Here is a 24,158-nt window from a genome sequence, read left to right as displayed (position 1 = left end):
ATCAAGTCCTCATACCGGCATGTTCATGATGGTTTTATAGGCCTCAACCACCTTGTTGCGCACCTGCACGGTGGCATCGAAAGCGATGCTCGACTTTTGCGACGAGATCATCACCTGCTCCAGGCTGACCGACTCGTCGCCCAGCTCGAAGCGGTTGCGCAAATCGCCGGTGCTTTGCTGCAGACCATTGACGTTGTTGACCGCCTGGGTCAGCAGGGCAGAAAAGTCCTGTTGCGGGGCTACGCTATTGGGTGGCGTCAGCGGTTGCAGTTCGCCCTTGATGGCCTGCATGTCTGTTAATAGTCCGGCTGCGCTAATGTCCATCCCAGTCATCCTCAGTCAAATAAATAGCGTGAAGATCATAATGCAAACGGCGGGCCAGTCTATCTTTATCTGCTCGCCGGCTTCTATTTGAACATGTGGGGTCCAATTTATTGGACCGCCTGAGCCAGGGCGTAGCTTGTATCTGCTCATTCAGGGTTCAATTCACACCGGCACGCTAATCCCGGCATCGCGCATGCGCGCCAGCTTATAGCGCAGGGTGCGAGGGCTGATACCCAGTTTTTCCGCCACCTGCTGACGGCTGCCGGCACAGGTTTGCAAGGCCTGCAGAATAAGCTGGTGTTCCTGAGTAGCCAGCTCCTTGCCCAGGTCACTGTCCGGCTCACCACGCCCGGAGGCGGTTGGTGCGGCAGGGAGTGCGACGGATGAGGCGGCGTCCAGCAGAATATCCGCCGCGTCAATCACCTCGCCGTGCGCCAGTATCAGCGCTCGCTGTATCACGTTACCCAGCTCGCGCACGTTGCCGGGCCAGTGCCAGGCCTGCAGTCGCGCTTTGGCCTGGTCACTCAACACCAAAGCGCCCCGCCCCAACTCACGCGCATGGCGCTGCAGCAGATATTCCGCCAGCGGAATAATGTCGCCGGGCCGCTCGGCCAGCGCCGGCCAGTGCAACGGAAACACGTTAAGCCGGTAGTACAAGTCTTCCCGAAAACGGCCTTCTGCCACCGCCTGGCGCAGATCCCGGTTGCTGGTGGCCAGCACCCGCACATCAAGCCGAATGGTCTTGCGCCCGCCCAGGCGCTCCACTTCCCGCTCTTGCAACACCCGCAGCAACTTGGCCTGCAGGTTGAGATCCATTTCGGTAATTTCGTCCAGCAGCAGGGTGCCGCCGTTGGCCTGCTCAAACTTGCCGGGGCTGGCCTGCACCGCCCCGGTAAAGGCCCCCTTTTCATAACCGAACAGGGTGGCTTCCAGCATGTTCTCGGGAATGGCGGCACAGTTAATGGCCACAAAGGCGCCCTCGGCCCGCTCGGAGCGACGATGAATAAAACGCGCCAGCACCTCTTTGCCGGTGCCGCTGGGGCCACTGATCATCACGCTGGCGCCCGACTCCGCCACCCGGGTGGCCAGTTGCAGCAACTGTATGCTGCCCGCATCCCCCACCACGGGATCGCCGCCGTCTGCCGCTTCTTGCGACGTATGGCTCGACCTGTGTTGCGACACATACCGCGACACCACCGCCAGCAGCGCATCGGGGGTAAACGGCTTGGCCAGATAATCCACCGCACCGGCACGCATGGCGGCCACCGCCCCCGCAACCTGGGCATAAGCGGTGATCACCAGCACCGGCAGGCCGGGAATGCGACGATTAATCCAGCCGAGCAACCCCAGGCCGTCCATGCCGGCCATCTGCACATCGGTGATCACCAGCCGCGCCGCCCGCTCTTGCAGCCCATCACGTTGAAACCACAGTATGGCCGCCTCGGCACTGTTGACCGCGGCGCAGGAAAACCCCGCCAGCAGCAGGGTATCCTGCAGCGCCTGCTGCAAACCCGAATCGTCTTCGACGATAAGAAGATCAACCACATCGGGCTGGTCATCATGTGTCATGAAGATGCCTCCTTAATCTGTAAGGGGTAAATCGTGAGGGGTCAGGGTGAAACGGAAAACAAGGAACACACCGCGTCTGCCAATTCGGTGTTACCCCTTGCCCTTCCCCCTTCATTTTTTAGGCAGCCACAGGCTGAAACGGCTGCCCTGCCCCGGCGACGACTGCACCGTGACCCGGCCCTGATGGGCGCTCATCACCGCCATGACCGCCGCCAGCCCCAGGCCGGTGCCCTGGCTGCGGGTGGTAAAAAACGGGGTGAAAATCCGATTAAGCAGGCCGGCGCTCATGCCCTTGCCATTATCCTGCACCCGTATTTCGACTTCATTATTCGCTGCCGCCATTACCGCCAGCGCGATTCGGGTCGCTCCGGCTTCTGTCGCATTCTCCAGCAGGTTCAGGATGATACCCTTGAGGGCGTGCGCATTGCCGAGCACCCGCGCCGGCTGTGCCGGAGCAAGGTCCAGGGTAGCCCCTTCGGCCGCCAGCAAAGACATGACAGCCTCGGCACATTCGCCGAGCAGCGCGTTCAGCTCCAGCTCTTCGGCGATGGAGCTCTGCTCGGGCCGGGCAAACAGCAGAATGTCGCTTATTTGACGCTCTATGTCGTTCAGCCGCGCCATCAGCCGCTGCTGAAACTGCGTCCGTTGCGCGTCGTTCAGGCTGTCCGCAGACAAGTTGGCGCCATATAACATGGCGGCAGACAGGGGGGTGCGAATCTGGTGGGCAAGCGTCGCCGCCATTTGCCCCAGCGCCGCCAACCGCCGGGCGTGGCTTTGCTGCTCAACCCAGGTTCGGGTGGGCGTCATGTCGGTCAATTGGATCAGCTGGCCGGGCTGGCCTTCTATATGGGAAATAGCCAGCTGTATGCGTCGACCGTCCTTGAGCGATATTTGCAGGCCGTCATCCGGCTGGGGCGCAAACACCCGTTCAATCACCTCGGGCCAGGCGATGTCCTGCAGGGGCTCACCCAATATGGCCCGGGCCGCCGGGTTGGCCAGCCGCACCCGGCCCCGGCCGTCCAGCCAGACCACACCGCTGGGCATGGCGTTCAGCAGTAAGTCCATACTCAAGGGCGTATCAGACGACGCTTGTGGCAACAGGGCCGGATCACTGAACATAAGATGGCGACAATTGAGGAAGTGTTGAACCGGTTATTCAATAAGCATGCCAAAGCCGGAGGCGTGAGGCGTGAGGCGTGAGGCGTGGCCCCTTCCCCCTCACCCCTCACATTTATTTATCACGCCTCACGATTAATCCCGTATTTCTTCATTTTTTCGACCAGGGTGGTGCGACGCATCCCTAAGTGCTCGGCGGCACGGGCCACTATGCCTTCGTTCACTTCCAGCGCCTGGCCAATCATGTCCATCTCGATATTGGCCAGCATCTCCTTGAGATTAACGCCTTCGGCCGACAACGAAGGAGCAAGCGGCTCCGGCTCTTCCTGCCCCATATCGTCGATAGCCTGAAAGTCGAAAAAATCGGCTTCGTCTTCGGCCGGCTCGTCACCGGACTGAAATATCGACGACAGCGCATCCCGTTCGTCCAGTTCGTCGAAAGGCTGTACCGCCAGCTGTTCGTCATTCAGAAAACGGTATTTCGCCGGCAAGTCTTTCTGCTGCACCACCTGGTTGGGGCACAGAATAAACATGCGCTCTACCAGGTTGGACAGCTCGCGCACGTTGCCCGGCCAGTGCCAGGCCTGCAGTGAGGCGATGGCGTCCGCTGAAAAAGACAGCTCGGCACCATGAGTGAGCCGGTGACGACCGATAAGCTCGGTCAGCAACAAAGGAATATCGTCCTGCCGCTGGCGCAAAGCCGGCGTTTCTATCGGAAACACATTCAGGCGGTAATAGAGATCTTCCCGAAAGCGCTGCTCATAGATCATCTGCTCCAGATCGCGATGGGTCGCGGCAATTACCCGTACTTTTGCCTTGATGGGCCGGGTGCCCCCCACCCGCTCGAAGGTGCGTTCCTGCAACACCCGCAACAGCTTGACCTGCATCGGCAACGGCATATCGCCGATTTCATCCAGAAACAGGGTACCGCCCTCGGCCAGCTCGAAGCGGCCCTTGCGCGCCGACACCGCACCGGTAAAAGCGCCTTTCTCGTGGCCGAACAGCTCGCTTTCCAGCAACTCGGCCGGAATGGCGCCGCAGTTGATGGGCACGAACGGCCCTTCGGCCTGCAACGACAACAGATGAATGGCCCGAGCAATCACTTCCTTGCCGGTGCCCGACTCGCCCAGCAACAACACATTGGCCGGCTTGCCCGCCACCTGACGGATCAGCTTCTTCACCTCTTGCATGGGGGCGCTGTCGCCAATCAATAACTGTTGCAGTCCCGCATCCTGCTCGCTGGACGACCGCACCGGTTGCCATTGCTGGGCCTGGGTCAGCAAGGCGGTCAGCTCACCGTAGGTCAGCTCGGTCAGGGCACCCAGTAGATTGTCGGCCCGACAGTCGGTTTTGTTAAGGCAGATAAAAGCATGGTGAGGAAACGTCTCCAGCAGGCTGGACAGGGAAACATCGGCCTCGCCCACCAGCACCGTCATATTCTGCGGCTGGCTCTGCAGCCAGGCTAAATCGTCGGCCCGGTTGCCACTGCGCCATGTTACCTGCATAAAGGAAAGGATGGCTTCAAGCCTTGAGCGTCGCTCCTGGTTGTGGTCCATGATCAGGACGCAGCCGTTAAAGCCCATAGGGTAAATATCCTTTCTATTCAATTGGTTATTCTGAGTATTTACTCGATTATTATCCCGAAATCGGTCATAGCATAGCACCATGATGGTGCCAATATGAACCCGAAGAGTCGTAATTCTGACACGAGCGTCAAAATAACTCGACAGATAAGATCGCGTAAGCACCTTCATCGTTGATCTGGATCAATTAAGCAGTAAGAGCTGATTATTTTTTAAGGCAAAAATGGGGTGGTGAGCGGAAGGGCTGGCAAAATTATGACACTGACCGCTACACAAGGGCCATATCCATACCGAGCGAAAAAACGAGTGAAGCTAAATTTTTACAACGAGAAAAGCGATGATCCGGATAGGGGGTATTGCAGGAGGAGCAAGGTAAAGATTGTGATAACAGCATGATTCAGAGCAAACGGCGCCGAAGACCGGCGCCGCAATAAGAGTCAGCGCTTAAGCAGGAACCTGCTGCTGCTCGGTAGGAATCGCATCCCAGCTTTCTTTAATGTCGCGCAGCAAACCACTGATAGCTTCCAGCTTGTCGATACTGTTTTCGGTATTGGCCAGCACCAGCTCGGCCATGATGAACTCGTATAGGTTATCCAGGTTGGCCGCAATCTCGCCACCGGTGTCATGATCCAGTGCCATGCGCAACTCGGCGACAATCATCATGGTTCCGCCCAACAGCTCGCCACGCTGAGCCGGTTTTTCCTGTTCTATGGCAACACGGGCCTTGGCCAGTCTCTCCAGAGCACCAGCCAATAGCATTTGCACCACTTTATAAGGGCTGGCCACGGTTTTCTGGCTGTCTAGTGCTACCGATTTATAGGCTTTCATTGAGCCGCGCATGAGTTACTCCTAAATTACGTCTAATTACGTTTAACAGATTGATAGGCCTGCATCGAGCGCCGGCCTTTTTGCATTTTTTTAAGCTGCTCGCCGAGCCGTTGTTGCAGTTGCTCGGCGGCTTCTTTTAACTTTCGAGAGCGAGCAATCAGTTCGCTCGACTGCTGTGGTGTTACATCAGCCTGCTTAATAACAGCCTGTAACAAGGTAGCGCGCTCGTCCAGTTGCTCTGACAGCCAGTGTTCATCCAGCTGCTCTGAGTGCGCCAACGCGATAAGCAAATCTCGATCCAGCTCTGCCAATTGTTCAAACGCTGTCGTCACTGCTTGCCACCACTAAAGTCAGGCATATTGGCAAAAGCGGATGTGACCGCACTAAGCTGTTGGTTCAGCTGTGCAACCATAATATCCATGCTGGTAAATTGCTTATAGGTACGCTCTTCAAACTTTTCCATATAAAGCTCGAAGTCAACAGCGTCTTTATCGAGCTTTGCCATTTGCTCGTTCAACGATTTATCGCGTTCGGTTAACACACCTTCCTTACCGACGAAACTTTCCAGCATCTCGTCCAGCTTGTTGGACACTCCTTTTTCGGAAGCAAACAGCAAACCAATGCGTTCGAAGTTATCTTCTACCTGCTTTTTAAGAATGTCGTCATCCAGCTCTATGGTGCCGTCCTGTTTGCTGGTAATGCCCAGGTCGGTCAGGGTCTTGATGGGGGCAACCGCGCCTTCTATCGGCTCGCTCAGCATGTTGCGAATTTGTGACGTTAAATTGCGCGTGCTGCCGTCGCCGTTCAACGGACCGGCCCGCTCGGTTTCTGCATCATAAGCAGTAAGCTGGTTGATGGTTCCCATCACCTTGTTGAACGCCGTCACGAATCCCTTGAGGTTACTTTCTACCGTTTTCTTGTCGTAACCGATGGTCAGCTTGGTATCGGGCTTTTCTCCGTCCGGTGCATCATTGATTTTTTTCAGATCCAGGGTCACGCCCTGAATGGCATTTTCTATCTCGTTGGTCTGACTGGTGACGGTGGCACCGTCTATGGTCACCACCGCGTCTTTGGCAGCCTGCACCGTGGTCAGAGCATCATCCAGCGTCGCGAGATCGGCCCCACCTTCGCCATCTGCATTACCGGTGGCCGACACGGTAATCTGACTTTCGGTGCCGGTTTTATCGGCAAAAAAGACCAGGCGTGAACCGGTGTCGTCGGTGACCACGGTGGCGCGTACGCCCTTGTTATCTTCCGAGTTGTTCACCGCCTCGGCGACTTCGGCCAAGGTGCTTTTTTCTTTATCGACAGCCACCGTAAACGACTCGTCGCCCACGCCCAGCGTCAGGGTGCCCGAGCCCAGCTTTTTCTCCGCGTCCGCCTTGGGGATGGCCGCGGTGCCCAGCTTGTGGGCTTCTGCCAGCTCTTTCACTACCAAGGTATAGCTACCGGCCACCGCGGTTTTATCGGCGGTCGCGCTGGCAAAACCACTGTTGGTAAAACTGGTAGATCGTTTTTGAAAGGCCTCTTCTTCACCCAGCGTTTTAAGTGCGTCTTGAAACTCGCTGAGTACCCCTTTCAGTGAGCCATAAGAAGACAGCTGCACGTTAATATCATTAGCCTGGCGGGCTAACATCTTCTCTTTCGGGGCCCGCTCACCGGCTACGGTGGCGTCCACAAAGCTCTGAATCGGAAAGCCGGAGCCTACCCCGGGTAATTTTATGCCGGCCACTGTGCTGTCTCCTATGCCTTGGTGTCGATTAACCCGCCGGAGGCTTCTGCCAGCCGGGTGATCACATCCAGCAGTTCTTCGGACGGGATCTGGCGAATGATATCACCACTTTTATTATCTACCACCGTCACCACATTACGCCCCGAGTCTTCATCCACTCTGAACTTGAGCCCCCGGTTGAAGCTACCGATAAAAGACTCCATTTGACCGGCCATTTCTTCCAGTTGCTCGGTAGAAAGCTCTGAAGCTACGGGCTTGCCTGCCGCCTGCACCGCCTGGGGTGTTTGCGTGGCTTCACTGCCCGCCGGTTGGGTGGTAGCCTGAGGCTTTTGGCCAGCGTCTGAAGTCAGCACAGGTATTTTTTGCGTTAAGGGAAGAGTATCCATCGTCATGTCCTTGGGCCTTTGCAGCCAGTACACATTCATCTTGATGAAGCCGCTGTTTAGCTTAACAGCTTGAGTTTTAAGGAAGGGTTGATACTCAAAACACTAAGCTAAACAGCGAAAAACCGGGGGCATGCCCCCGGTGGCAATTTTGAGCCATTAGCCCACTTATTTAGCCCAACAAGGACAGCGCCGCCTGTGGGATCTGCTTGGCCTGCGCCAGAATGGAAGTACCGGCCTGCTGCAGAATCTGCTGCTTGGTCAGGTTCACAGTTTCCTGGGCGAAATCCACGTCCTTGATGCGAGACATACCGGCCGCCGCGTTTTCACGGGTGTTGGCCAGGTTATTGATGGTGCTGTTCAACCGGTTTTGCATGGCACCCAGATCGGAACGCTGGGAATCGATCATGCCGATGGCACCGTCAAGAATCGCGATAGCAGACTGAGCACCTGACTGAGTGGACAGGTCAACATCGGATACAGCAGACAAAGTTGAGAACTCGGCAGTGGAGGTAACGTTCAGCGTCGCATCGGCGACAGCACCTTTAATCGCAAATGACTCGGTGGAGTTCAGACGAATAGCGCCAGAAACCGTGGTCGAGTCAGTGCCACCGTTGGTCAGTGTTATTCCAGCACCGGCGTTATTACCATCCATGTCCTTGCCCTGAACATTCACATTAGCGCCGGTAAAATCCTTGATATCGATATTTTCGCCGGTATCACTAACCAGGGTCAGCTCACCGCCATCTACGCTGGCCTTGACACCGCTCTCGGACGCTTTAGCGTTGATAGCGTCGGCCAAGGAGGACAAGTCACCGGTATCGTCCACGTTGGCGGCAATGGAAGCACCGTTCAGCTCGAAGCTGATCTGACCGGCAGCAGACAATGTGTTCATCTTGACTTCGGTGCGAGCCTCTGCTGTCACACCGGTATTATATGACTTGGAGTTGATGGCACCGGCAATCGCCTTGGCAGTGTCACCACCGGTCACTGCAGCGGTATCGGTCTTGGCACCATTGATGGTCAGGGTTTCTGCTGTGATACCGTTAGCAGAGGATGCACCGGTCGCTACGGTGTTAGTTGCAGCAATGGCACCACCCAAACCACCAGCAGTCTGTGCCGCACTGGCGGCCAGGGTCAGACGATTAGAGCCTATGGCATCGGCAGACACGTCTTTCAGTGCCAAATCGATGGTTTCATTAGAGTTAGCGCCAACCTGCAGGGTACGGCTACCAAAGGTACCGTCAATCAGGTTCTGACCACCGAAAGAGGTGGTTTCTGCGATACGGGTCAGCTCGTTTTTCAATGCAGAGACTTCTTTCTGAATCGCTTTGCGATCATCCGCAGAGTTGGTGCCGTTGGCGGATTGCAATGACAGATCACGCATCCGCTGCAGGATATTGGTGGACTCGTTCATAGCGCCTTCGGCGGTTTGCGCAATGGAGATGCCATCGCTGGCGTTTTTCATCGCCACACCCAAGCCGCGAACCTGAGAGTTCAGTCGGTTGGAGATTTGCAGACCGGCGGCATCGTCCTTGGCGGAGTTGATACGGCTACCGGTAGCCAGGCGTTCCATTGAAGTGGCCAAGGCGTTGCTGGAAACATTCAGGTTACGCTGGGCGGTCATGCCGGTGACATTGGTGTTGACTGTAATCGCCATAATAAACTCTCCGTTGAGGTTTTTCCGGCGTCATGCCGGTGTTGCTTTGATGAGTGGGTTATCGGCGACGGATTCAGCAACTTTAGATTTTTTTAACCCGCTTGAACTCAGCCGCCAGCCCATTACAAACGTTATCGGCTTCACCTGAGAAAGCTTGAGTAAAAAATAACAATTCTTATCCGGTATCAAACCACTGTCAGAGGTTGCGCAAGGGGCCCCAATGTCCCTACTATCTGTCACCTAATTTTGCTACTTTCAGGATCCTGCATGAGCCAACGCCAACAGAGAACGTCTTCGCGCTTCCCCACTCCATCACGCTGGCTCGATGCGCAACTGGACAATGCCAGACGGCTGCTGGCTAGCTCCGAATACCAGAAAGCAGCTAACCTGTTAGAGCAACACTTAAACACAGAAAACCATCACGCCGAGCTTCACTATCTGTTTGCTCAGGCATTACACGGCTTGGGTAAGAGCGATGAGGCCAAAAAAAAACTGGAAACGGTACTGGCGTCGTCTCCTGAACATAAAGCAGCTCACAAACTGCTGGCCACCATGCTGTTTCAATGCAGTCATTATCAGGAAGCACTGCAACATGCCGAATTTAATCTGGCTCAGGCTCCCGATGACCTGAATGCTCTTGAACAAAAAGCATTGATATTGTCTGAACTCTACCGGTATGACGAAGCGGCGGATATCTTTGAAACCTTGGTAAAACAGCGCCCAGACGATCCCAGCTTCTGGAATAACGCTGGCAATTTATGGCGTAATTTGGGGCAACTGGACAAGGCGATCGGTTACTACTACAAGGCCATGGAGTGTGCTGGCGCCGATGACATGACGTATTCCAATTACCTGACTGCATTACATTACCATCCCGAATACAGCAGTGAAGATATCTTTATCGCGGCCAAAGAATGGCAGCAGCGTTATGCAACAAATTTAGTAAGAGACTCATCTCATACCAATGATAAAAACTTCAGTAAACGGCTGAGGATCGGCATGTTTTCCGACGGTTTCAGAGCCCATCCAGTGGGTCAAATGATCACCTCGGTGCTAGAACAGTTATCGCACCACGAAATAGAGTTATACCTGTACAGTACCAATACCGCCCAGGATTCGATTACCAATAGAATCAAAAAAACGGCCGAACAATGGATGAGTATTATTCACCTTAATGATACCGACTTCATCTCTCAAATCCGAAAAGATAACATTGATATTCTGATTGATCTCTGCGGTCACAACTCAGGCAGCCGGATGCGGACTATGGTGCACCGCCCGGCTCCGCTACTGGTTAAATGGGTGGGGGGATTAATCAACACCACCGGTGTTTCTGCCATTGATTACTTGATCAGCGATAATATAGAAACGCCACCCCATACAGATGATTTTTATACCGAAAAACTAATCCGGATGCCGGATGACTACATCTGCTACAATCCGCCCCTTTATTCACCGGACATTACGCCGCCACCTGCAAAATATATCGGTTATATTACGTTGGGTTGTTTTAACAACCCGACAAAAATCAATGAAGTTATACTCGGCCAGTGGGCAAAAATTTTGCATTCACTGCCTAATGCCCGACTTTTTCTGAAAGGCCTGCAATTCGGCAGCGATGTCTTGCGTCAACAGACCCAGGCTTTTCTTGAACAACAAGGAATTGCAGCATACCGGATACAGATAGAAGGCCCCTCCCCACATGATATGCTGTTAAAAGCCTATAATCGGGTCGATATAGCTCTGGATCCATGGCCTTACTCCGGAGGTTTAACCACCTGTGAAGCCCTGTTTATGGGCGTACCCGTAGTTACCTTGCCCGGACCTACCTTTGCCGGCCGCCACTCCGCAACTCACCTGACCAATGTCGGTCTATCGCAATTGGTAGCCGAGGACTGGGAGCAATATCACGATATTGTAGTAAATCTTGCCAGTGACCTCGATAACCTAGCGAATATTCGCACTCATTTAAGAAGTGCTTTACTCGAATCGCCGGTTTGCGATGCCCCTCGCTTTGCTCGTAATTTCAGTAACGCCATACGTGCTATATGGCAGCGTCATTGTGAAGGGAAAACTCCTGCAGCCCTGACACTGGACACTGAGGGTAATCCACAGTTTAAAGACGATGCCGAACCAGTCATAATTCAGCTGCCAGCTCTTTCGCAGGAAGAAACGAAGACCAATGGTTTTCATTTCAGCTTCAATGGGAAAATTATTACCCTCGACAATGGTGGCACATTAAGCAGCTCGGTCAAGTTTGCCGGCCTGCACAAACTGGGGGCGTTGGCCACTATTTGCCTAGATCCGGGTAATCGTATTGCCAATGCTCAGCAACTTCAGTACACCGGCGAATTTCATCATTATCCCATGACCATACTGGGCGATGGTGACACCGCCACCCTCTATGTCACGCTGGATTCAATCAATACCGGAACTCTGCCCCCGTTGCCTACAGAGCTGATACCCGAGAGCCTGAGCGCTGGATGTGAATTATTGACGGAACTGCCGATCAATACTCTCAGGCTCGATAGCATCGAGGGGCTGGGACAGCTGGAATGGCTGGTATTGGACAATATGCATAATATCCATTCAATTCTAGAGCACGGAGCCAAATCCCTGGTCCAACCGTTGATAATCCAGATCCGAGTCAACTTCATCGAAAGTCATCAAGAACAGCCGGAACTGAACGTCTGCCGCCAACGGATGGCTGAACTCGGTTACCATTTTCATCGGCTGACCAACAAGCAGTGTGTGAATGCTGATTCGAATGGCGACAGTGATCTTCTGTTTGCCGATGCTGTATTCGTCCCCAGTGAAAACAGGTTATCCAACTTCGACCACAATCAGCGTCTGAAGCTGGCTTTTCTTCTGCATGCGGTATACCAGTCATTTAACTTTGCTTACGTGTTATTAAAAGGCGCAGATCAACAACTCGCGGAAGATTACCTGAACAGCCTGAGCCCGGAAGAAAAAATGACATCCGACTTAATCAATCGCGATAACGATGAGTCCCCGTTACAGCAGACGACCAAAAATGACAATTCGCCTCAACACAATGATGAACCTGAACTGAGTATCGTCAAAGTACTTAAGGCTGGACGCTACCCCCATGCCCACAGCCAGGTTTGCGTTGGCGTCCCTATCTATAATGAAGCTGACTATCTGACAGAAACGCTGACTTCCCTGAAGCGCCAGAACCTTGATGATGTTCATTTTCTAATCATCGACAATGCCTCCACCGACAACAGCATCGCACTGTGCCTTGAGCTCATCGGTGATGATCCGCGCTTTACCCTGCTGCAACAACACCAAAACCTGGGAGCTAATGAAAACTTTAAGGCCGCTCTCAACCTGTCCCGTTCCCAGTATTTTATGTGGTTAGGCGGGCATGATTTTATCTCGGATGATTACCTTGGCTCCGCTGTATCCGTACTTGAGCAACATCCTCAGGTTGCCATGGTGCTGGGCCAACCTTATGCCATGCTCAATGACAAGTGTTTAGGCTTGGTCAAAGAGGCGATCTATGACTTTTCAGACGGTAATCCTCTGGTTAGATATTTACGTTCAGTACAACAATTAACCAACTGCACTATTGTCCATTCTCTATTTCGCCGTAATGCATTAGATGGTTACGAAATGCGCCAGACCATTTCCGCAGACCATGTGCTCATCAGCCACCTGTTGTGGCATGGCCGGATACATTACCTGGATAATGCCCGCTACTACCGCCGTTATTTTGAGCAACGAGACTCCACACAATCCGAACGGCTTTCTGGCAACAAAAGCTACTTAAGCAGATATGAGTTCTACCGTTTCTATCTGGATAATTTTTCCCAGCTCTATCGCGGAGATAGTAGAATGGAGCGTTTCGTTGAGAACAAAATTCTGAGCCTGCTGGAACAACGCTTTGGCGCCCAGGGCCTACTGGAAAATGACGGCCTCCATCTTCATTGATTAGCAAACGGATAGACATGAAAGCAGTCATACTCGCCGGTGGACTCGGCACTCGAATTTCGGAAGAAACCCACCTCAAGCCAAAGCCGATGATTGAGATCGGCGGCAAGCCGATTCTCTGGCACATCATGAAACAGTACTCCCATCACGGCATTAATGACTTCATCATCTGCTGTGGCTACAAGGGCTATGTGATCAAGGAATATTTCGCCAACTATTTTCTACACATGTCCGACGTCACCTTCGACATGTCGAAAAACAGCATGGAGGTGCATCACCGTTATGTCGAGCCCTGGCGGGTCACCCTGATCGATACCGGCGAACACACCCTAACCGGCGGCCGCCTCAAGCGGGTGCGGGAACATCTGGGCAACAAGCCCTTTTGTTTCACCTATGGCGATGGCGTGTCCAACATCGACATCGGTGCGCTGATCGACTTTCATCACAATCACGGTCAGCCCGCCACCATCACCGCCATTCAGCCCCCCGGCCGCTACGGCGCGATTAACTTGCAAGGGGAACGGGTCAACAACTTTCAGGAAAAACCCGCAGGTGACGGCGCCTGGATCAACGGTGGCTACTTTGTACTCAACCCCGAGGTCATCGACTATATCGCCGGCGACATGACCAGCTGGGAAGCCGAGCCACTGGATCGGCTGGCCCATGAGGGCAAGCTGATGTCCTACCGCCACGCTGGATTCTGGCAGGCCATGGACACACTGCGGGACAAGAACCAGCTGGAAGAGCTGTGGGCCACCGGCACCCCGCCCTGGAAGTGCTGGGCATGATCCAGTTCGGCAATATTTACGCAGGCAAACGGGTGCTGGTCACCGGCCACACCGGCTTCAAGGGCAGCTGGCTGACCACCTGGCTCACCGAGCTGGGAGCCGAGGTCACCGGCCTGGCGCTGGATCCGGAAGCCAGCCCCAACCACTGGCAACTGCTAAACACCAGCGCCACCGATGTGCGCGGCGACATTCGCGATGCCGAAGGGGTGCTGCGCCTGGCCGAACAAGTGCAACCGGAACTGGTCTTTCATCTGGCGGCCCAGCCCCTGGTGCGGCGCTCCTACCGGGCGCCGCTGGACACCTGGTCCAGCAACCTGATGGGCAGCGCCCATGTACTGGACGCCTGCCGCCAAGTAAGCAGCGTTCGGGCCGCCGTCATGATCACCACCGACAAGGTCTACCAGAACCAGGAATGGGCCTGGGGCTACCGGGAGTCGGACGCCTTGGGAGGCTATGATCCCTACAGCGCTTCCAAGGCCGCCTGCGAGCTGCTGATCGACAGTTACCGCCGCTCCTTCGGGCCGCCCCAGACATCGCTGCTAATCGCCAGCACCCGGGCCGGCAACGTCATCGGTGGCGGCGACTGGGCCGAAGACCGGCTGATCCCCGATCTGGTCCGGGCCCTGGCCCAGAGCCAGCCGATGGAAATCCGCTCGCCCCAGTCCACCCGCCCCTGGCAACACGTGCTGGAATGCCTGTCCGGTTACCTACTGCTGGGACAGCGTCTGCTAAAAGGCGACGCCAGCGCGGCTCAAGCCTGGAACTTCGGCCCGGCATTCACCGATAACCGCTCCGTGCAGCAGGTGCTCACCGGCCTGCAACAACACTGGCCCGAGCTGGACTGGCACACCGGCACGGCTCCCCAGCCCCATGAAGCCCGACTGCTCTACCTCGATTGCGCTCTCGCCCACACTGAACTCAACTGGCAGCCGGTGTGGAGCCTGGAGCAGGCCTTAGAAATGACGGCAGGCTGGTACCGGCACTTTTACGCCACCGGCCAGGCCCAAACACGGGAACAACTGCGACAGTATCTCGACGCCGCCAGCCGCAGCGGCCGGTCCTGGATAGCGCCAGCACAAGAGGCCTCCCCCTTATGAGCACCTTTACCGTGACCGAGTTGCCGCTGCCGGGCCTGAAGCGCCTGACCCGCCGCCGCTTTGAAGACGATCGGGGCCGCTTCAGCCGCCTGTTCTGCCCGACGGCACTGCAACAGGCCGGCTGGCAGGGCCCGGTGACCCAAATCAACCACAGCGTGACCCAGCACGAGGGTACGGTGCGTGGCCTGCACTATCAGCGCCCGCCCCATGAAGAAATGAAACTGGTCAGCTGCCTGCACGGCCGCATCTGGGATCTGGTGGTAGACCTACGTTCCGACTCACCCACTTTTCTGCGCTGGCATGCCGAAATCCTGAACGCCAACGAGGACAGTGCGCTACTGATCCCCGCCGGTTTCGCCCACGGATTTCAGACCCTGACGCCAAATGTCGAATTAATCTATTGCCACTCGGCCGGGTATGAGCCGGACTTTGAGGCCGGACTGCGTGTCGACGATCCAGCCCTGGCCATTGCCTGGCCGCTGACCGTCAAAAATCTGTCGGAGCGGGACCAGGCTTTTCTCCTGATCTCATCCGGCTTTGAAGGAGTAGGTAGATGAAATGCCGCCATTGCCAGCATGAGTTAAGTTTGCCTCTGGTTGATTTGGGCGTCATGCCGCCTTCCAATGCCTATCTGACGGAGGAAGGGCTGTTCAGCCCTGAACCCAGTTACCCATTGAAAGTGTGGGTGTGTCAGCATTGCTGGTTGGTTCAGACGGAAGACTTCACCAAAGCCGAAGAGCTGTTTACGGCAGATTATGCTTATTTCTCATCGACGTCTGTCAGTTGGCTAGAGCACGCCAGAACGTTCGTTTGCAAGAGTATTGAGGAGATGAACCTTGATCAACACAGTTTTGTTGTCGAACTCGCATCCAATGACGGCTACCTACTGAAAAACTATCTGGCTGCGGGTATTCCATGTTTGGGGGTTGAACCCACCACAGCGACAGCCACCATAGCCAGAGAACAGGGCATTGAAGTAGTGTCTGCGTTTTTTGGCAAGGCACTGGCATCAGAACTGTGCACTCAGCATCATAAAGCAGACTTGATTATTGCCAATAATGTATTGGCTCATGTGCCCGACATTAATGATTTTGTAGCAGGAATTGCCTTACTGTTGGCGGATGATGGCACTGTCAGCATCGAGTTTCCACACCTCCTTAACTTATTGACTTTGTGCCAGTTTGACACCATTTATCATGAGCATTACTCCTACCTGTCATTACATACTGCCTGCCATATTTTTAGAACGGTTGGATTAAAAGTATTCAGGGTGGAGCAACTGCACACTCATGGCGGAAGCCTGAGGCTATGGATTTGTCACCAGCATGATCCGAGAGAAATTGAGCCAATAGTCGCGACACTGCTTCAGGAAGAGATGGCGGCAGGCTTACTTTCTTCTGATAGCTACAGCGGTTTTCAAGCCAGGGTTAACAAAATCACAGAAATTTTACAAAGTTTCCTGACAACATGCGTACAAAATGGTCAAATAGTGATTGCTTATGGTGCAGCAGCCAAAGGTAATACGTTACTCAATTATGCCGGCATTAACCGTTCACAACTTCCCGTCGTTGTCGATGCGGCTTTATCCAAACAGGGTAAATATCTTCCTGGCAGCCACATACCTATTTTGTCACCAGACACGCTGAAAAACTTAAAGCCAGATTATGTACTTGTACTACCTTGGAATATTCGGCAAGAGATAATCAATCAGCTGAAAACAGTGTTGGGTGAAAACACCCGCTACGTGACCATGATCCCGGAATTTAGCATTGCATGAATAACCCTATCGCTTATACCAAACCTTCAATTACTGAACTTGAAATTCGTTATGTAACGGATGCGGTAACTCATGGTTGGGGTGCGAGTTGTTATGAGTATATTGAACGACTTGAGCATGAGTTTGCCCGTTATTTAGGTGTCAACTACGCAGTGGCGACCTCCAGCTGCACCGGCGCTTTACATCTGGGCCTGGCGGCGCTGGGCATTGGTCCAGGTGATGAGGTGATTATTGCCGACAGCAACTGGATTGCCAGTGTCGCACCAGTGGTTCACTTGGGAGCTAAACCCGTTTTTGTCGACATTCTGGAAGATAGCTGGTGCTTGGATCCTTCAGCTGTGGAGCGGTCAATCACTGCAAATACCAAAGCTATTATTGCTGTGCATTTGTACGGAAATCTTTGTCAAATGTCAGAATTAAAATTATTGGCAGACAAGTACAAACTGCTATTAATTGAGGATGCTGCCGAAGCACTTGGCTCTGAGTGTCATGGTAAGAAAGCTGGCAGCATGTCTGACTTTGGTGTTTTCTCATTTCATGGAACAAAAACAATGACCACCGGTGAAGGTGGAATATTTGTTACCAACAACAATCAACTGTACGAGCAAGTATTGACGCTCAGCAACCATGGTCGAAAACGTGGTCAACAGAAACAATTCTGGCCTGATGAGTTGGGATTTAAGTATAAGATGTCCAATATTCAGGCGGCACTTGGCTGCGCACAGCTGGAAAGAATTCATGAAATAATAAATAGAAAACGTGAGATCTTGCACCGATATAAACAGCTACTTTCTCACCACCCTGAAATATCACTAAATCCAGAGCCTGAAGAAACCTTTAATTCAGCTTGGATGCCAACTGCTGTATTTTCCACAGAAAGCCACATAACCAGAGAAAAATTACAGCACGCCTTTTCATCTGAAAACATTGATGCGAGAGTATTTTTTTGGCCTCTCAGCCACCTTCCCATGTTTGATCAGCCTGATGAATCATCTATGTCCTGGTCTATATGCAACAGGGCAATAAACCTGCCAAGTTATTTTGATATGACAGAAGACGATATTAGAAGAGTGGTATCAGTAATAGAAAAACTCATGCTTGATTAAAACTCTACGTGGACGATGATTTACTTTATAAAAAATTATGCTAGCTCAGTATGAGCATTAAGGATAGAGTTAATGGAACAATCTAATCCAAAAAATTACAAAAAAAATGAACATCAATATTTCTCTGAACTTCCCGGATATTTTGAGCATGCAAGTGGAAACTTTGGAGAGAAAATGCACTGCTTCACCAAGTTTGTTCCACGACAATCACTTGCCTATTTTATGGCGCGTGCTGAAATATATAAAAACATAATAGCATTACATGGTTCTGTATTTGACTTCGGTATTTATCATGGTGGATCATTTTTCACCTGGTTACAGTTAAGCTCAATTTATGAACCTTACAACCACATCAGGAAATTTGTGGGTTTCGACTCATTCTCCGGCTTTTCTGAAATATCACGAAATGATATCGGCGGCGAACATTTGGAACTTAAGAAAACCGGTGGCATGACCTATACTAATGGTTATGAAGAAATCATCGATGGTATTAACTTGTTGGATTTGAACCGGCCATTAGGTCATGTAAAAAATACGTCCGTGTTCGAAGGTGAAGCATCTGAAAAATTCTCAGAGTATCTTGATTTACATAATGAAACCATTATTGCAATGGCTAATTTTGGCTTGGGGACCTATGAACCTACTGTAAAAATCCTGTCTTTGATAAAGCCTAGATTACAAAAAGGAAGTGTACTGGTATTCGAAGATTTAAACCAGTCAAATTGGCCAGGAGAAACCAAGGCTTTATATGAGGTTTTTAAACCTGAAGAAATTTCACTTCAGAGATTCCCATTCTGTCCTCAATTAAGCTTTATGATTTATGGGAGCTAAATCATGGCGAAAGTTGCAATAATTGGAGCCTCTGTTGCTGGACTAACTGCGGCAGTTAAATTAAAACAGTTAGGGTTGGATGTTACTATTTTTGAAAAAAAACGCTCGGTCGGTGGTTTGTTTTCAAAGATAGACACGCCATTTGGCTTGTGTGAGCTTGGTATGCATGTCCTTTATGTGACTAACGAACAGCATAAGTTGTTGGCTGACATATTTGGCAAGGAAAATTTTATCGAACAAAAAGGCGTGAATACAGATATTGGCGGCTGCTTTAATCGCACCCTCTTTGTTGATAGCATTTATCCTGACTTGAGAGGTAACTCCTCGCTACACGTCATCATGCAAGATCTATTAGATTCAGAAAAAAGAATCGAAAATGTCAGCAATTGCTTATCTGAATTGCATCAACGCTTTGGACAAACGGGTGCCGATGTCATTTCACCTATCCTGGAGAAACTATGGAAATTCCCAGTTGAAAATTTAACCCCGGAATCGATTCATTGCTATTTTGACCTACGCCGCCTAGTTGTTGCGGATAAAACCAGATCTGATGAAATGAAAAAAGATCCAAGGTTGAATGAATTGGTAGCAAATCCTTTACAGTTACAGCCCGCGGGTGAAGTTTTTAATGGCAGGAAAGCCCTGTTTTTTAGCAGCCGTTCAATGATAATTACAGAAGATGTAGCAAAATCCATTTCAGGCCTAGGAATCAATCTGGTTCTAAATAGTGATATAAAGCTTTTTAACTCATCTTTATATAATGGTTCAGAGTTAATTAAAGACAACTTTGACGCTTGCATTATCGCCAGCCCTTTAAATACGCTACAACAAGATTTGGCTGACGCTCTGGATAATGTCGAGTTGTCTATTTTCTATTTCAAAGTGGATCGGAGTCACTGCAGACCGATAGATGACTATTATATAGTTTGCCATGACCCACACCTCCACTCAACCAGAATAGTCAACTACTCAGCTTATAATTTTGAAAAACTGAAACATTTGAACGACATAATAGCAGTCGAAGTCATTCATCCTGTTCACCATAAACCTGACAGCGCCATCATTAGTAATGAATTAATGCTCGTGATAAGCGGAATGACCGTCATTGATAGCTATGAACTACCACTTTCTCTGAAAGTCCCTATTCCATCCTTAACCAATGCTCGCCTGTTGGATTTGGAAGTTTCAGCCATACGGAAAAACTTTGAAGATAAACCACTTTTTTTCGCAGGAATGCGCACAGACAAGGGTGTGTTTTTTTCCCATCATACAATAGGAGCGGCTTATGACGCAGCATTGGAGTGTGCATCAAAATTATCTTGAATTGGGAAACATGCCTTTTTATTGGAGAATGAGTCAATCACCTGACCCTATCAATGGAATCAAGCAAAGCCTTCCAGCAAGGATTAGCATCAATTTGGAATTTGATTTCCTAGAATTAATGATGTCTGATGACGAATGGAAAAATCTGGAAAAGGCATATGGACAGAATGAAAACATAGGTTTTATCAACCCTGAATCAGGACAATTGGACACATATGGAAAAAGTGTCAATCAATTTTTTCTGAATGTTGCCAACTCTGTCCAGCCTAAAAAAATTTATGAGATAGGTTGTGGTGCTGGCTTCACCATTAATTTTATGAAAAAACATGGTTGGAATGTTGTCGGCATAGATCCTTCCGACTATTCAAAAAAATGGAGTGAAATACTTGGCTTTGAGCTATTATCAACTTACTTTGATGATTTAACCCTTGATGCTGAGGCCGAATTAATAATCTGCAATGATGTGTTTGAACATGTCAGAAATGTACTTGAGTTTTCCTCTCATGTTTACCATGCTTTAAAACCGGGGGGCGTTTTTTGTTTCTCTACAACAAATTCGACTTTATCTGTTCAGATCGGTGATATATCCATGCTTGAACATCAGCATGTCAATATGTTTACTGAACATTCCATTTCCCTAATTTTACGTAACGCCGGTTTTAATCAGATTGAGATAAAAAAAGGGGATTACGGCAACACCTTTCATGTTGTAGCCAGAAAAGTGTCGATTCAGCATAGCAATATCGCGAAAAGACACTTTTTATGCACAGATTTTTTTGAGCGTGCCTCACATAAACTAGAAGCTTTTTCTCGGTTTTACCATAAATATGGTAGCCAGTGTGCCTTCTATGTTCCTTTACGTTGCATTCCATACTTGGCTAGTGTGGGCGATTTTGGTAACCGCCCAATTTTCGATTCAAATGTAAAATGGACTGGAAAGTATATTGATGGCTATAAACGTCCCATATCAGGCCCCGATGACATTGATTCAAATCCAAGTTCTCATTTTTTTGTTGGCTCCATGACATTTGAGAAGCAAATAACTGAAATGCTTATTTCTCAAAATATTTCCCCAACCAACATTCATCGAATAAGAGATCTCTGATGAATATTGTTATAACCCAATCTATGCTTTTCCCTTGGGTTGGTTTGCTTGAACAAATTCGTCTGGCTGATGTAATTGTACACTACGACGATGTTCAGTTCTCCAAAGGCAGCTTTGTTAACCGAGTGCAATTGAAAACTTCGAGTGGGATACGTTGGATGACTGTACCTCTAAAAAAGTTCAACCTTGGTACCGCAATTAAAAATATTAAAATAAGCCAACACCATAATTGGCAGCGGGCACATATTGATTTAATGAAAGAAAGCTTCTCCGGCTCACCCTTTTCCCAACATGCAGTTGAGCTTGCTCACTCATGTTACCAAAATGCTGACACCAAAAACGTAGGACATCTGGCCAGAGCATCAATGTATAGTTTTCTTAATTATTTTAATTTGAGAGATAACAAAGAGTTTATTGATGTAGCCGATTTGAAAATTTCAGGATCCAGTAGTATTAGAGTGTTTGAAATAGTAAAAGCTCTAGGTGGAACCACTTATATAACAGGCCATGGAGCAGCTCGTTATCTTGACCATTCCTTATTTGAAGATAATGGAATCAACGTTGAGTATATGAATTACCAATGTAAATATTACCCCCAGAACCACGGTGACTTCACACCTTATGTCAGCAGCTTGGATTTGATTGCAAATATGGGAACTGATGGTGCCGAAGTCATTTGTTCAGGAACAAGAAATTGGAAGGATTTTATCGATGAACGAAATCGAGAAGTTTGAGATTGAAGTGCAAGGTAATATAGACAGCCTGATGAGTGACAAGGATCTCCAGGCATTATCAAGAATTTGGATCAGAGAAATTATTCCTCACAAATGGGTTTATAATTTTTCTTGGTTAGGCCGCCCGGCAATACAGGTCCCGAATGACGCTTGGGCATTACAGGAGCTAGTGTGGAAAATAAAACCGGATTTAATTATTGAGACAGGTATTGCTCATGGTGGGTCATTGATGGTCAGTGCCTCATTGCTGGCCTTGTTAGATTACACTGATGCGGTGGAATCAGGGCAAGTACTGGATCCAAAAAGTAGCAAACGCAAGGTCATCGGCATCGATATAGATATTCGACAGCATAATCGAGAGGCAATAGAACAGCATCCATTGTCGCACAAAATTCAGATGTTTGAAGGTTCAAGTATTGATCCATCAATAGTTAACGCGGTCAAAGAAGCAGCCAAAGGGTATCAGCGGATACTGGTTTGTCTTGACTCAAATCATACTCATGACCATGTTCTGGCTGAGCTGGAAGCATATGCGTCACTGGTGACACCAGGAAGTTACTGCATTGTTTATGACACAATCGTCGAAGATATGCCAGAAAGCATGTTTCAAGATCGCCCTTGGAAACCCGGTAATAGTCCCAAATCAGCTGTTTCTGCATTTCTAAATAAATGCGATGATTTTTTGGCCGATGAGCGAATGGATGCTAAGTTGTTGATTAGCGTTGCAAACGGCGGTTTTTTAAAGCGCTTGTAAATCACTATTTAAGTCAAATATTTTTCATAAAGTTTCACCCTAACAAAGAGCTCATTACTTTTAACAAGACATGAGCTTATTTGAGATTTTATTTAACCCTAAACCCTGCCTATTCCAAAGTACATAATACCAGCCATAGCTGCCATTTCAGGACTATACAGATTTCGTCCATCCATAATTAATGGAGAACGCAGCTTCTCTTTAATCCAGGTGAAGTCTAATGTACGAAATTCTTTCCATTCGGTGCAGATAACTAAGGCATCAGCTTGATGTACCGCTTGTTCTTTGCTTTTACAAAGTGAAAGTAAAGAAGCATTACTGTTATCTTTTTTAACTCTGTTATTTACTAACAGCTGATCTGGATAGAGTCTTGCGCATTCAGCCATTGCTTCTGGATCATAGGCTTGTACTCTTGCACCCGCTTGCCACAAGTCTTCCATTAATACTCGACTGGGCGCTTCACGCATATCGTCGGTATTGGGCTTAAACGCCAGGCCCCAGATAGCAATGGTTTTACCTGTCAAATCACCGTTGAATGCCTGACTCAGCTTACTAAACAACACGGTTTTCTGGCGCTGGTTAACCGACTCTACCGCTTGCAGCAATTCGCTGGGGAAGCCCACTTGCTCAGCTATATGGCACAGCGCCTGTACATCCTTAGGGAAGCAGGAGCCGCCATAGCCACAGCCGGGATAGATAAAGTGGTAACCAATACGGGGATCACTGCCAATTCCCTGACGCACTTCTTCTATGTCTACGTTCAAGTGTTCGGCCAGGTTGGCCATTTCGTTCATAAAGCTGATCTTGGTGGCCAGCATGGCATTGGCGGCATATTTGGTCAGCTCGGCGGCGCGCACGCCCATAAACATGAGTTTGTCGCGGTTGCGGTTATAGGGACCATAGCACTCGCGCATGACATGCTTTACCCATTCCGACTCGGTACCCACAATAATGCGCGGCCCCCGGGTAAAGTCCTCAATAGCACAGCCTTCTTTCATGAACTCGGGGTTGGAGCACACCTCAAAGCGCAGGGTTAACCCTCGCTGCTCCAGCTGCTCAGCGACGACGGCGGATACGTTATCGGCGGTGCCCACCGGCACAGTTGACTTGTTGACGATGATTTTGGGCTCATACATGTAACGACCAATGCTGTCTGCCACCTGCAATACGTATTGCAGATCGGCACTGCCGTCTTCATCGGGGGGCGTGCCCACGGCAATAAACAGCATTTCACCGGCATTTACGGCCGCTTTGGTGTCACCGGTGAAGGTCAGTCTGCCGGCAGCTGTGTTGGCGGCTATCAGCTCTTTAAGGCCTGGCTCATAAATGGGAATATGACCATTTTCGAGGTCGCGAATACGCTCGGGGTTGGTATCCATGCACATCACGTTGTGACCTACATCAGCCAGGCAGGCGGCGGCCACCAGGCCAACATAGCCCGAGCCAAAAATAGTGAGGTTCATGAGATTTCCTTGATTACCGTGCCGGAGAGAT

Annotated in this window: 21 protein-coding genes; 11 read left to right on the top strand and 10 right to left on the bottom strand. The window is 50.6% G+C overall.

The genetic code is table 11. The features are described from left to right. Positions 1 to 9: 9 nt before the first annotated feature. The 9 genes from fliE to Q0753_RS04375 form a co-directional block, all read right to left on the bottom strand. Entirely contained in the window at positions 10 to 324 is a 315-nt protein-coding gene (gene fliE / locus Q0753_RS04415) for a flagellar hook-basal body complex protein FliE (protein WP_298717834.1), read from the bottom strand. 162 nt (positions 325 to 486) lie between these two features. Further along, positions 487 to 1,893: a sigma-54 dependent transcriptional regulator gene (locus tag Q0753_RS04410; protein WP_298717831.1), complete on the bottom strand. Its 1,407-nt coding sequence runs from the start codon at positions 1,891 to 1,893 to the stop codon at positions 487 to 489. Between the two features lie 111 nt (positions 1,894 to 2,004). After that, the gene (locus tag Q0753_RS04405) at positions 2,005 to 2,958 is read right to left on the bottom strand and encodes an ATP-binding protein (protein WP_298718157.1); all 954 of its coding nucleotides are present in this window, start codon (positions 2,956 to 2,958) and stop codon (positions 2,005 to 2,007) included. Positions 2,959 to 3,131: 173 nt separating this feature from the next. After that, positions 3,132 to 4,592: a sigma-54-dependent Fis family transcriptional regulator gene (locus tag Q0753_RS04400; protein ID WP_298717828.1), complete on the bottom strand. Its 1,461-nt coding sequence runs from the start codon at positions 4,590 to 4,592 to the stop codon at positions 3,132 to 3,134. 444 nt (positions 4,593 to 5,036) lie between these two features. Beyond that, positions 5,037 to 5,432, bottom strand: coding sequence for a flagellar export chaperone FliS (fliS, locus tag Q0753_RS04395; RefSeq protein WP_298717825.1), 396 nt, complete (start codon positions 5,430 to 5,432; stop codon positions 5,037 to 5,039). Positions 5,433 to 5,452: 20 nt separating this feature from the next. Next, the gene (locus tag Q0753_RS04390; protein ID WP_298717822.1) at positions 5,453 to 5,752 is read right to left on the bottom strand and encodes a hypothetical protein; all 300 of its coding nucleotides are present in this window, start codon (positions 5,750 to 5,752) and stop codon (positions 5,453 to 5,455) included. Beyond that, a complete protein-coding gene (gene fliD / locus Q0753_RS04385) occupies positions 5,749 to 7,152 on the bottom strand; it encodes a flagellar filament capping protein FliD (protein WP_298717817.1) in 1,404 nt (467 codons plus the stop codon). The genes Q0753_RS04390 and fliD overlap by 4 nt, the downstream gene beginning before the upstream one ends. Before the next feature lie 11 nt (positions 7,153 to 7,163). Continuing rightward, positions 7,164 to 7,538, bottom strand: a complete 375-nt coding sequence (locus tag Q0753_RS04380; RefSeq protein WP_298717814.1) for a flagellar protein FlaG — start codon at positions 7,536 to 7,538, stop codon at positions 7,164 to 7,166. 169 nt (positions 7,539 to 7,707) lie between these two features. After that, positions 7,708 to 9,195, bottom strand: a complete 1,488-nt coding sequence (locus tag Q0753_RS04375; RefSeq protein ID WP_298717811.1) for a flagellin — start codon at positions 9,193 to 9,195, stop codon at positions 7,708 to 7,710. A gap of 267 nt (positions 9,196 to 9,462) precedes the next feature. Between Q0753_RS04375 and Q0753_RS04370 the strand changes: the two genes are divergently transcribed. From Q0753_RS04370 to Q0753_RS04320, 11 genes are all read left to right on the top strand, one after another. After that, positions 9,463 to 13,149 (top strand): glycosyltransferase, encoded by a 3,687-nt coding sequence (locus Q0753_RS04370; RefSeq protein WP_298717808.1) that lies wholly within the window; start codon positions 9,463 to 9,465, stop codon positions 13,147 to 13,149. A gap of 17 nt (positions 13,150 to 13,166) precedes the next feature. Further along, positions 13,167 to 13,937, top strand: a complete 771-nt coding sequence (gene rfbF / locus Q0753_RS04365; protein WP_298717805.1) for a glucose-1-phosphate cytidylyltransferase — start codon at positions 13,167 to 13,169, stop codon at positions 13,935 to 13,937. Beyond that, the gene (gene rfbG / locus Q0753_RS04360; protein ID WP_298717802.1) at positions 13,898 to 15,034 is read left to right on the top strand and encodes a CDP-glucose 4,6-dehydratase; all 1,137 of its coding nucleotides are present in this window, start codon (positions 13,898 to 13,900) and stop codon (positions 15,032 to 15,034) included. Before rfbF ends, rfbG begins: the two co-directional genes overlap by 40 nt. Then, positions 15,031 to 15,591 (top strand): dTDP-4-dehydrorhamnose 3,5-epimerase family protein, encoded by a 561-nt coding sequence (locus Q0753_RS04355; protein ID WP_298717799.1) that lies wholly within the window; start codon positions 15,031 to 15,033, stop codon positions 15,589 to 15,591. The genes rfbG and Q0753_RS04355 overlap by 4 nt, the downstream gene beginning before the upstream one ends. Next, on the top strand, positions 15,588 to 16,811 hold the full coding sequence (locus Q0753_RS04350) for a class I SAM-dependent methyltransferase (RefSeq protein ID WP_298717796.1): 1,224 nt from the start codon (positions 15,588 to 15,590) through the stop codon (positions 16,809 to 16,811). The genes Q0753_RS04355 and Q0753_RS04350 overlap by 4 nt, the downstream gene beginning before the upstream one ends. After that, a complete protein-coding gene (locus tag Q0753_RS04345) occupies positions 16,808 to 17,917 on the top strand; it encodes a DegT/DnrJ/EryC1/StrS aminotransferase family protein (RefSeq protein ID WP_298717793.1) in 1,110 nt (369 codons plus the stop codon). Before Q0753_RS04350 ends, Q0753_RS04345 begins: the two co-directional genes overlap by 4 nt. Positions 17,918 to 17,989: 72 nt before the next feature. Continuing rightward, on the top strand, positions 17,990 to 18,748 hold the full coding sequence (locus Q0753_RS04340) for a hypothetical protein (protein WP_298717790.1): 759 nt from the start codon (positions 17,990 to 17,992) through the stop codon (positions 18,746 to 18,748). A gap of 3 nt (positions 18,749 to 18,751) precedes the next feature. Further along, entirely contained in the window at positions 18,752 to 20,071 is a 1,320-nt protein-coding gene (locus tag Q0753_RS04335; RefSeq protein WP_298717787.1) for an FAD/NAD(P)-binding protein, read from the top strand. Next, a complete protein-coding gene (locus Q0753_RS04330) occupies positions 20,034 to 21,176 on the top strand; it encodes a class I SAM-dependent methyltransferase (protein ID WP_298717784.1) in 1,143 nt (380 codons plus the stop codon). Before Q0753_RS04335 ends, Q0753_RS04330 begins: the two co-directional genes overlap by 38 nt. Further along, positions 21,176 to 21,910, top strand: a complete 735-nt coding sequence (locus tag Q0753_RS04325) for a WbqC family protein (RefSeq protein WP_298717781.1) — start codon at positions 21,176 to 21,178, stop codon at positions 21,908 to 21,910. Before Q0753_RS04330 ends, Q0753_RS04325 begins: the two co-directional genes overlap by 1 nt. After that, positions 21,888 to 22,664, top strand: coding sequence for a cephalosporin hydroxylase family protein (locus Q0753_RS04320; protein ID WP_298717778.1), 777 nt, complete (start codon positions 21,888 to 21,890; stop codon positions 22,662 to 22,664). The genes Q0753_RS04325 and Q0753_RS04320 overlap by 23 nt, the downstream gene beginning before the upstream one ends. A 98-nt stretch (positions 22,665 to 22,762) precedes the next feature. On the opposite strand, the gene Q0753_RS04315 is transcribed toward Q0753_RS04320, so the two are convergent. Then, entirely contained in the window at positions 22,763 to 24,127 is a 1,365-nt protein-coding gene (locus tag Q0753_RS04315) for a UDP-glucose/GDP-mannose dehydrogenase family protein (protein ID WP_298717775.1), read from the bottom strand. Positions 24,128 to 24,158 lie beyond the last annotated feature (31 nt).

Source organism: uncultured Oceanisphaera sp. (assembly GCF_947495715.1).
GTDB lineage: Bacteria > Pseudomonadota > Gammaproteobacteria > Enterobacterales > Aeromonadaceae > Oceanimonas > Oceanimonas sediminis.
This window is presented reverse-complemented; position numbering and strand designations above follow the sequence as displayed.

What these genes read in the sequence shown, in the direction of transcription:
- fliE (WP_298717834.1), bottom strand. Translation starts at nt 324, where the DNA reads ATGGACATTAGCGCAGCCGGACTATTAACAGACATGCAGGCCATCAAG.
- Q0753_RS04380 (WP_298717814.1), bottom strand. Translation starts at nt 7,538, where the DNA reads ATGGATACTCTTCCCTTAACGCAAAAAATACCTGTGCTGACTTCAGAC.
- Q0753_RS04410 (WP_298717831.1), bottom strand. Translation starts at nt 1,893, where the DNA reads ATGACACATGATGACCAGCCCGATGTGGTTGATCTTCTTATCGTCGAA.
- Q0753_RS04325 (WP_298717781.1), top strand. Translation starts at nt 21,176, where the DNA reads ATGAATATTGTTATAACCCAATCTATGCTTTTCCCTTGGGTTGGTTTG.
- Q0753_RS04330 (WP_298717784.1), top strand. Translation starts at nt 20,034, where the DNA reads ATGACGCAGCATTGGAGTGTGCATCAAAATTATCTTGAATTGGGAAAC.
- Q0753_RS04370 (WP_298717808.1), top strand. Translation starts at nt 9,463, where the DNA reads ATGAGCCAACGCCAACAGAGAACGTCTTCGCGCTTCCCCACTCCATCA.
- rfbF (WP_298717805.1), top strand. Translation starts at nt 13,167, where the DNA reads ATGAAAGCAGTCATACTCGCCGGTGGACTCGGCACTCGAATTTCGGAA.
- Q0753_RS04355 (WP_298717799.1), top strand. Translation starts at nt 15,031, where the DNA reads ATGAGCACCTTTACCGTGACCGAGTTGCCGCTGCCGGGCCTGAAGCGC.
- fliS (WP_298717825.1), bottom strand. Translation starts at nt 5,432, where the DNA reads ATGCGCGGCTCAATGAAAGCCTATAAATCGGTAGCACTAGACAGCCAG.
- Q0753_RS04350 (WP_298717796.1), top strand. Translation starts at nt 15,588, where the DNA reads ATGAAATGCCGCCATTGCCAGCATGAGTTAAGTTTGCCTCTGGTTGAT.
- Q0753_RS04320 (WP_298717778.1), top strand. Translation starts at nt 21,888, where the DNA reads ATGAACGAAATCGAGAAGTTTGAGATTGAAGTGCAAGGTAATATAGAC.
- Q0753_RS04405 (WP_298718157.1), bottom strand. Translation starts at nt 2,958, where the DNA reads ATGGACTTACTGCTGAACGCCATGCCCAGCGGTGTGGTCTGGCTGGAC.
- Q0753_RS04340 (WP_298717790.1), top strand. Translation starts at nt 17,990, where the DNA reads ATGGAACAATCTAATCCAAAAAATTACAAAAAAAATGAACATCAATAT.
- Q0753_RS04335 (WP_298717787.1), top strand. Translation starts at nt 18,752, where the DNA reads ATGGCGAAAGTTGCAATAATTGGAGCCTCTGTTGCTGGACTAACTGCG.
- Q0753_RS04315 (WP_298717775.1), bottom strand. Translation starts at nt 24,127, where the DNA reads ATGAACCTCACTATTTTTGGCTCGGGCTATGTTGGCCTGGTGGCCGCC.
- Q0753_RS04400 (WP_298717828.1), bottom strand. Translation starts at nt 4,592, where the DNA reads ATGGGCTTTAACGGCTGCGTCCTGATCATGGACCACAACCAGGAGCGA.
- Q0753_RS04345 (WP_298717793.1), top strand. Translation starts at nt 16,808, where the DNA reads ATGAATAACCCTATCGCTTATACCAAACCTTCAATTACTGAACTTGAA.
- Q0753_RS04375 (WP_298717811.1), bottom strand. Translation starts at nt 9,195, where the DNA reads ATGGCGATTACAGTCAACACCAATGTCACCGGCATGACCGCCCAGCGT.